Below are 7,334 nucleotides of genomic sequence, written 5' to 3' on the forward strand. Positions count from 1 at the left end.
CGCGGGGGCGGGCCTCGATACAGGGGCACGTCCCTGCGCGCACGAGGGTCCGAATGAGCATCTCCCGGCGGAGTGGAGAAGACAGGACGCAGAGGGTGTCATCGCAGCGGAGCGAGCCCCCGCCGCTGGAGCTCGCGGCGGTGGCCCTGGCTCCTGGCACCGTCGTCGCGGGCCGCTACACGCTCCTCCAACCGCTGGGCCAGGGTGGCATGGGGGTGGTGCTCGCCGCGTATGACGCGAAGCTGGACCGGCGGGTGGCACTCAAGCTGTTGCACGACAAGGGACCCGGGGACGCGGCCGGGCGCTCGCGGCTGTTGCGCGAGGCCCAGGCCATGGCCCGCCTGAGCCATCCCCACGTGGTGCAGGTGTATGACACGGGCGAGCTGGACACGGGGCAGCTCTTCATCGCCATGGAGTGCGTGGAGGGCGCCACGCTGCGGCACTGGTGCCTGGCCGAGCCGCGCACCTGGCGCGAGGTGGTGGGGGCCTACCTGGAGGCGGGCCGGGGCCTGGCCGCCGCACACGCCGTGGGCCTGGTGCACCGGGACTTCAAGCCAGAGAACGTGCTGGTGGGGCGGGATGGGCGGGTGCGGGTGACGGACTTCGGGGTGGTGCTGGGGGAGCACGCCTCCCCCGGAGCTCCCCTCCCCTCCGCCTCCGAGCCCAGCGCCTGGGAGCAGAGCCTCACCCAGCCGGGCTCGGTGATGGGCACGCTGCGCTACATGGCGCCGGAGCTCATGACGGGCCAGCCGGCGGATGCGCGCAGCGACCTGTTCGCCTTCTGCGTGGCGCTGTACGAGGCGCTCTACCGCCAGCCGCCCTACGGGGGCCATACCCTGGAGGAACGGGCCGCGGCCTTCGCGCGGGCCAGCGGACCGGCGCCGGCGCCCACCCCGTCCGAGGTGCCCGCGTGGGTGGAGCGGGCGCTGCTCCAGGGGCTGAGCCTCCATCCGGACCTGCGTTGCGCCTCCATGCACCAGCTCCTGAAGTCGCTGGAGTCGGACCCGCTCGCGCGGCGCCGGGCACGGCTGCGCGCCGCGGCGCTGGGCTCGCTGGTGGTGGGGCTGGCGGGGCTCGCCGTGGGTGGCTGGCTGCGCGGCGAGGGGCGGGAGCCGCCCTGTGCCCACCCCGAGCGGCGGCTGGCCGGGGTGTGGGACGCGCACGTGCGCCAGCAGGTGGAGCAGGCGCTGGTGGCGACGGGAGTGGACTACGCACCGGACACGTACCGGCGCGTGGCGGAGGCACTGGACGCATATGCGGGCCAGTGGGCGGGGCTGAGCCAGGAGGTGTGCGAGGCGGAGCGGGGGCAGTCCGTGCTGCCGCGGAGCGTGGTGACGCCGCGGGCCCTGTGCCTGGAGCGGCGGCGCAACCAGCTGGGCTCGCTCACGCAGCTTCTCTCGCAGGGCGTGGACAAGGCGCTGGTGGAGCGGGCCGTGCATGCCGCGCGCTCGCTGCCACCGCTGGGTTACTGCCAGGACGACAAGGCCCTCCTGGCGGTGGTGCCTCCGCCGGAGGACCCGGCCGTGCGCGCCCAGGTGGAGTCCCTGCAGGCCCAGGTGGACCGGCTGGGGGCGCTCCTCGCGGCCGGCCGCTACGCCCAGGGCGCCCAGCTCGCCGAGGCGCTGCTGCCCCAGGTGGCCCGGGTGGACCATGCACCCCTGCGGGCACGCACCCTGTACGAGGCGGCCCAGCTCGAGGATTCACTCGCCGACCCCGCCGCCGCCGAGGCCCTGGTCCGCCAGGCGCTCCCCCTCGCCGCACGAGGCGGGGACGACGTGCTGGTGGCGGAGTGCTGGATCCTCCTGTTCAAACTGGTGGGGGACAGACAAGGCCGCCACCAGGAGGCGCTGGGGCTGCGGCTCGCCCTGGAGACGGCCGTGGAGCAGGCCGGGGACGAGGTGGTCCGGGCCAACGCCCTCAACAACCTGGGCAACCTGCACATCGTCCTCGGGCGGCACGAGGAGGCGCTCGAGCTCCACACGCGCGCCCTGGCCATCCGTGAGAAGACGCTGGGGCCGCGCCACCTCCACGTCGCCATGTCCCTCAACAACCTCGCCCTGCTGCTCAGGCTGCGGGGCCGGCACGAGGAGGCGCTCGCCATGCGCCAGCGCGTGCTCTCCATCCGCGAGGAGACGCAGGGCCCCGAGCACCCGGAGGTGGCCAAGGCGCTCAGCAACCTGGGCCTGTCGCTCTTCGACCAGGGCAGCTACGCACAGGCGCGCGGCCTGCTGGAGCGCGCGCTCGCCCTCCAGGAAAAGCAGCTGGGCCCCGAGAACGTGGACCTGGGCAACAACCTCAACAACCTGGGCATCACGCTGATGAGCCTCGGAGAGATTCCCAGGGCCCATGACGTCTTCCAGCGGGCGCTCACGCTGCGCGAGAAGGCGCTGGGCCCCGAGCACCCCTTCATCGCCCTCTCGCTGGACAACATGGGCGCCGTGCTGCTGGAGCAGGGGCACCCCGCACAGGCGCGCGCCGTGTTCGAGCGCGCCCGGGCCATGCACGAGAAGGTGGAGGGGCCCGAGCACCCCCACCTGATCGAGACCCTGGTGGGCCTGGGATGGAGCCAGGTACGGCTCGGGCAATACGAGGCCGCCAGACGCCCCTTCGAGCGCGCGCTCGCCCTGGCGAAGAAGACCCTGACACCGGAGGATCCCGGATGGGCTGAAGTGTTGCAGCCCCTGGGTGAGTGGCACCTGGCGCGCGGCCGCCCCGCCGAGGCCGTGTCCGTGCTCGAGCGGGCGCTGGCGCTGGCCCAGGTGCACACCAACGCCCGGGCCGAGGTGCAGTTCTCCCTGGCCCGGGCCCTGTGGAGCCTGGGCTCGCAGCGCCCGCGCGCCCACACGCTGGCCTCCGAGGCCCGTGAGCACTACCAGCGGCTGGGCCACGCGCCTCGCCTGGCCCGGATCTCCCAGTGGCTGGACACCCATCCCCGGCCCTGAAATAGGAACAACCCCCGGGCCGGCTGTCTTGCGCAATTCTTTTCGTGTTTGGAAAAACCTTCCCGCAATCCCATTCTCCACCGCAACTCCTTGCATCCCGCGGCGACAATGATTCCAAACCCAGACGCTGTCCGGCACCGGGCGAGCGCTGGCTCCACGAGGAGAACGACCATGTCCATGCTGCGCACCACCCCGACCGCCCTGCGTCCCACCCCGTCCAACGCCCCGCCCTCCAGCCCCAACGCCCCCCTCTTCCGCATGAACACCTCGGGCGCCAGCGGCCTGACCGCCTCGCAGGATGGGCTGGCCGGCGGGGTGGAGGCCTCGAGGCAGATGGCGCGCACGGATCTGCCGCTGCTCAAGCCCCACGCGCGGGACTTCGCCCGGGCGGGGCAGAAGTACGAGCTGCCCCCCGCGCTGCTGGCCGCCATCGCCAGCCGCGAGTCTCGCGGTGGCGCGGGGCTGGACGCCCGGGGCTGGGGCACCGGAGATACCAACGGCTACGGGCTCATGCAGGTGGACCACAACCACCACACCCCGGTGGGCGCGCCCATGAGCTACGAGCACATCGACCAGGCCGCCAGCATCCTCAAGGGCACGCTCGAGCAGGTGAAGCGGGACCATCCCCAGTGGACCCCCGAGCAGCAGCTGCGCGGGGCCGTGGCCGGCTACAACATGGGCGCCGACAACGTGCGGACCCTCGCGGGCATGGACGGGGGCTCCACGGGCGAGGACTACTCGGCGGACGTGTGGGCCCGGGCCCAGGAGCTGGCCCCGCACTTCGGCGGTACCGCCGCCGGCCCCGCCCGCCGCCCGGTGGACTTCCCCCCCTTCAACGGCCCCTACGTGCCCGCCCCCTCCCTGGCGGACGTGCGGGAGCGCCAGGCGGAGCTGCGCATCGGCCAGCGCGGCGAGGCGGTGGGCCAGTTGCAGGATCAGCTCGTGGCCCAGGGCTTCCTCGAGAGGGAAGAGGTGGGACAGGACCGGGGCTTCTTCGGCCCCAGGACGCGCCATGCGGTGTGGGACTTCCAGCAGGCCAGGGGGCTGACTCCGCCTCCGGGCAAGGAGGGCACCGTGGGCGCCACCACCCTGCAGTGGCTCGCCCGCGGCGGCGGCGCCCCCACCGCCCAGCCGCCGGTGTCCAGGCCGGGCCAGGCGGATGACTTCACGCCCAGCGGCGCCGCTCCCACCCGCTGGATCAAGGCCCCCTCGCTGGACCAGGTGCGCGGCAACCTCACGGTTCTGCGCCAGGGCATGCAGGGCCCCGCCGTGGCCGAGCTGCAGCGCAAGCTGGGCGTGGCCGCGGATGGCCAGTTCGGCCTCGCCACGCGCAAGGCCGTGGCGGACTTCCAGAAGGCCCGCGGGCTCGAGGTGCCGCCTCAGCTGGAGGGCGTGGTGGGGCAGACGACGCTCAAGGAGCTGGAGAAGGCCGGCGCCCCCACCTCCAGCGGTGGCTCCCTGCGCATGCCCCTGCTGCGCCAGGGCGACTACAACGACGTGGTGGCCGACCGCGGCTGCGGCATCACCAGCGTGGCCATGGCCGTCAACGGGCTGCTCGGCAAGAACCTCAGCCCGGATGACATCCACGCCAGCCACGGCTTCAGCCTCATCCCCGCCCTGCGGGACCACGGCGTCAAGGTCACCGACCACGGCGATCTGCACAACCAGCTGGCCTCCGAGGAACAAGCCTTCCAGGCCTTCTCCCGCGCGATCGCCCAGGGCAACCCCGTCATGTTCGCCGCCAACGGCAACGACGTGAACGGCACCCACTGGTCCAGCGGCCGGGGCCACATCATGCTCGCCACCGGCACCTCCGTGCAGAACGGAGAGCGCATGCTCAGCTTCAACGATCCGGCCACCGGCACCAGCCGCACCGTGCCCTTCCGCGACCTGTGGCAGGCCGGCGATCACCCGGACGGCAACTTCGTCCTCGAGCTCAGCCGCTGAGGCCCCGGCTTCATCAGGCCCGGTTGGCATTGCTCAGTTTCAGGCGCTCGCGGGTTCAATCAATCACCATGCGCAAGTTGGATGTGTATGGCGGCCCTGTGGATGATGGGAACACCACGGCCGTGGTCCCGACCCAGCAGAAGGCGTGCACCGCCGCCGTGACCCAGCGGTGGATCATCGGCTGAGGTGCCGATGGCCCCGGACAGGGACCGGGGAATGAAGTCCGGCGCGGGGGGGGGGAGCAGCCCCTCCGTCAGGCGCACTTGCCACGATTGGCGGGTAGGCCTGCTGAGGAGCAGGGCGGAGCGTCAACGTGTGCGACTACCTGGGGCGAGCGCGAGTGGCGCAGCTACCCTGGCCGCTGCCGCCGGAGTTGGATGACGACGCGGCGCTGACGGCGCTGCTGTTCCCCGGTGAGGGCAAGGCCGCGGCGGAGCGCCCGGAGCCGGACTGGGCGCGCATCCACGCGGAGCTCGAGAAGAAGGGGGTGCCGAAGCAGCAGGGCCATGAAGACGTCCTCACGCCTTGCATGGGGGTGGACTTCTGGTCTACCAGTCCCCCGGGAAGCACAACACACTGGCAGGCCTAATGTCGGATGATAGGTGGGAGGCGCTCTACCAGACCTACGGGTCGCTCATTTATGCGCGCTGCCGCAAGATACTGGGCGAGGACACGGCCGCCGAGGACGCCACCCAGGAGACCTTCATCCGCGCCTACAAGCACCTGACCAAGGTCAGGGACGAGCGGGAGGCGCTGCCGTGGATCTACAGCATCGCCACGCACTACTGCCTCAACGTGGTGCGCGACAGACAGCACCGGGCCGAGCCGGTGGAGCATCTGCCAGAGCGGGAAGGGGCGCACGCCGAGGAGTCCTTCAGCGACCGGGACTTCCTCTTGCGGCTGCTGGACAGGTTGCCGGAGAAGGTGCGGCTGGTGGCCTGGCTGCACCACATGGAAGGATTGGACCAGGGGGAGGTGGCTCGGGTACTGGGGGTTTCACGGCGCACCGTGGTCTACCGGCTGCAGGAGTTGGCCGACGTTGCTGCCCGGCTGAGGGCAGGAGGTAAGGAATGAGCAGCGAGGAGTCCCCCCACTTGTCCGCCTACGCCATCGACGTGCTGGAGCTGGGGAAGCTGCCGGCCGGGGAGGAACAGCGCGCCCGCGAGCACCTCGCGCAGTGCCCCGAGTGCACCCGGCGCCTGGAGGAGGCGCACACCTCGGCGGAGCTGTTCACGAAGGGGGTGCAGCAGCGCACGCTCGAGCAACTGCGCCAGCGCATGAGCCAGGAGGCCCAGCGCTCGGCTCGCCCACGGCCGGCCGTGCCCTGGCTCCTGCTGGCCGTGGGCCTCGCCACCGCCGCCGGGGCATGGCTCCTGCTCCACTGAGGGGGGCCGCGCGGGCCCCCGCTTGGCGCTTACACTGAACTCAGCGGCTACCTCCTCCCTGGTTCTGCCACCACGTCTGCCGGCCGCAACCGCGCGCTCACGCAAGTCCACCGAATAGGGCCGGGGCATGACTCCTCCTCGAGCCCCAATAGGGCAAGCTTGACCGGAACATTCGACTGAAATCCGTCATGACAGCGCCGAGCGCTGCTCCTACTGGCGCATGCGCTGGCGCAGCTGCTCGAGCGTGCGCTTCTGTACCCCCTTCATGAACAGCTCCGCCGAGACGTGCGCCTCATTCAGGCGCCGGGTGCACCCGGGGCACTGCGCGAGGTGTGCGCGCGCGCGCTGTTCCTCCCCGGCCGGCAGCTTGCCCAGCTCCAGCATGTCGAGGGCGTAGGTGGACAGATGAGGGGACCCCCCGCTGCTCATGCTTCACCTCCTGTCTTCAGCCGGACTGCGACGTCGGCCAGCACAACAGTGTCATGAACCTGCTCATCGCAGCCTTCTGACCCGGTCATATCGTTTTGGAGAGCGGAGCCCCCGCTGGGGGTCGTTCCGCCCACTGGAACAACACCGCAGGCGGCTGATTGCGCAATCGCTATTTCTTTTCGGGCATTTTCCGGATGAGGTTTTTGCGCATTTGAGCCGGAATGGGGGTTGCTCCAGGGGACTGAATTCTTCAGTTCTCGCCGGAAGAGAGGTGCGGAGCCATGATGAGATTCCCGTGGATGATGGGCCTGTGGGTGGCCGGGGTGGTGGCGCTGGGGTGTGGTGAGGGGGAGCCACCCGCAGGGGGGGCCCCTTCCGTGCAATCACAGGCGGCGCCCCTGGTGGCGCAGACGGACCGCTGGCAGCGCTTCAGCGTGACCGTGCCTTCCTTTGACTACCAGGGGGTGTACGTCGGCTTTGACATCACCCCGTGTTGACGCGCAAGCTGGTTGATGGGCGCGTGAGCGAGCTGGGTGATGGGCATCACGCCGGTGGTGGTGCGCCACGGCGGGTGATGGGAAGGCGACGAGCCGCCACCCGGGAGAGTGGCGGCCCGCCGGGTGCAAGGCAT

7 protein-coding genes are annotated in these 7,334 nt (G+C 71.3%); 6 read left to right on the plus strand and 1 reads right to left on the minus strand.

Annotation, left to right across the window (positions count from 1 at the left end; translation table 11 throughout):
- The first annotated feature begins 95 nt into the window (after window positions 1-95).
- From VFZ09_RS37440 to VFZ09_RS37460, 5 genes are all read left to right on the plus strand, one after another.
- Window positions 96-2,942, plus strand: coding sequence for a serine/threonine-protein kinase (locus VFZ09_RS37440; protein ID WP_329732563.1), 2,847 nt, complete (start codon window positions 96-98; stop codon window positions 2,940-2,942).
- A 171-nt stretch (window positions 2,943-3,113) separates the two neighbouring features.
- On the plus strand, window positions 3,114-4,889 hold the full coding sequence (locus VFZ09_RS37445; protein WP_329732564.1) for a peptidoglycan-binding protein: 1,776 nt from the start codon (window positions 3,114-3,116) through the stop codon (window positions 4,887-4,889).
- A 340-nt stretch (window positions 4,890-5,229) separates the two neighbouring features.
- Window positions 5,230-5,478 (plus strand): hypothetical protein, encoded by a 249-nt coding sequence (locus tag VFZ09_RS37450; RefSeq protein WP_329732565.1) that lies wholly within the window; start codon window positions 5,230-5,232, stop codon window positions 5,476-5,478.
- Complete coding sequence (locus tag VFZ09_RS37455) at window positions 5,478-5,963, plus strand: sigma-70 family RNA polymerase sigma factor (RefSeq protein ID WP_329732566.1); 486 nt, start codon at window positions 5,478-5,480, stop codon at window positions 5,961-5,963. Before VFZ09_RS37450 ends, VFZ09_RS37455 begins: the two co-directional genes overlap by 1 nt.
- The gene (locus tag VFZ09_RS37460; RefSeq protein WP_329732567.1) at window positions 5,960-6,274 is read left to right on the plus strand and encodes a hypothetical protein; all 315 of its coding nucleotides are present in this window, start codon (window positions 5,960-5,962) and stop codon (window positions 6,272-6,274) included. Before VFZ09_RS37455 ends, VFZ09_RS37460 begins: the two co-directional genes overlap by 4 nt.
- Before the next feature lie 210 nt (window positions 6,275-6,484).
- On the opposite strand, the gene VFZ09_RS37465 is transcribed toward VFZ09_RS37460, so the two are convergent.
- Window positions 6,485-6,703 carry a zf-HC2 domain-containing protein gene (locus VFZ09_RS37465; RefSeq protein WP_329732568.1) on the minus strand — a complete coding sequence of 73 codons (219 nt, stop codon included), beginning with the start codon at window positions 6,701-6,703 and terminating at the stop codon, window positions 6,485-6,487.
- A 281-nt stretch (window positions 6,704-6,984) separates the two neighbouring features.
- On the opposite strand from VFZ09_RS37465, the gene VFZ09_RS37470 reads away from it, so the two are divergent.
- Entirely contained in the window at window positions 6,985-7,200 is a 216-nt protein-coding gene (locus VFZ09_RS37470; RefSeq protein ID WP_329732569.1) for a hypothetical protein, read from the plus strand.
- The last annotated feature ends 134 nt before the right edge of the window (window positions 7,201-7,334 follow it).

Origin of the sequence: Archangium sp. (genome assembly GCF_036277355.1) — a bacterium.
Taxonomy (GTDB): Bacteria; Myxococcota; Myxococcia; order Myxococcales; family Myxococcaceae; genus Archangium.

Excerpts from the sequence above, each read along its gene's own strand:
- VFZ09_RS37445 (WP_329732564.1), top strand. The coding sequence starts at position 3,114 with ATGTCCATGCTGCGCACCACCCCGACCGCCCTGCGTCCCACCCCGTCC.
- VFZ09_RS37455 (WP_329732566.1), top strand. The coding sequence starts at position 5,478 with ATGTCGGATGATAGGTGGGAGGCGCTCTACCAGACCTACGGGTCGCTC.
- VFZ09_RS37460 (WP_329732567.1), top strand. The coding sequence starts at position 5,960 with ATGAGCAGCGAGGAGTCCCCCCACTTGTCCGCCTACGCCATCGACGTG.
- VFZ09_RS37465 (WP_329732568.1), bottom strand. The coding sequence starts at position 6,703 with ATGAGCAGCGGGGGGTCCCCTCATCTGTCCACCTACGCCCTCGACATG.
- VFZ09_RS37470 (WP_329732569.1), top strand. The coding sequence starts at position 6,985 with ATGATGAGATTCCCGTGGATGATGGGCCTGTGGGTGGCCGGGGTGGTG.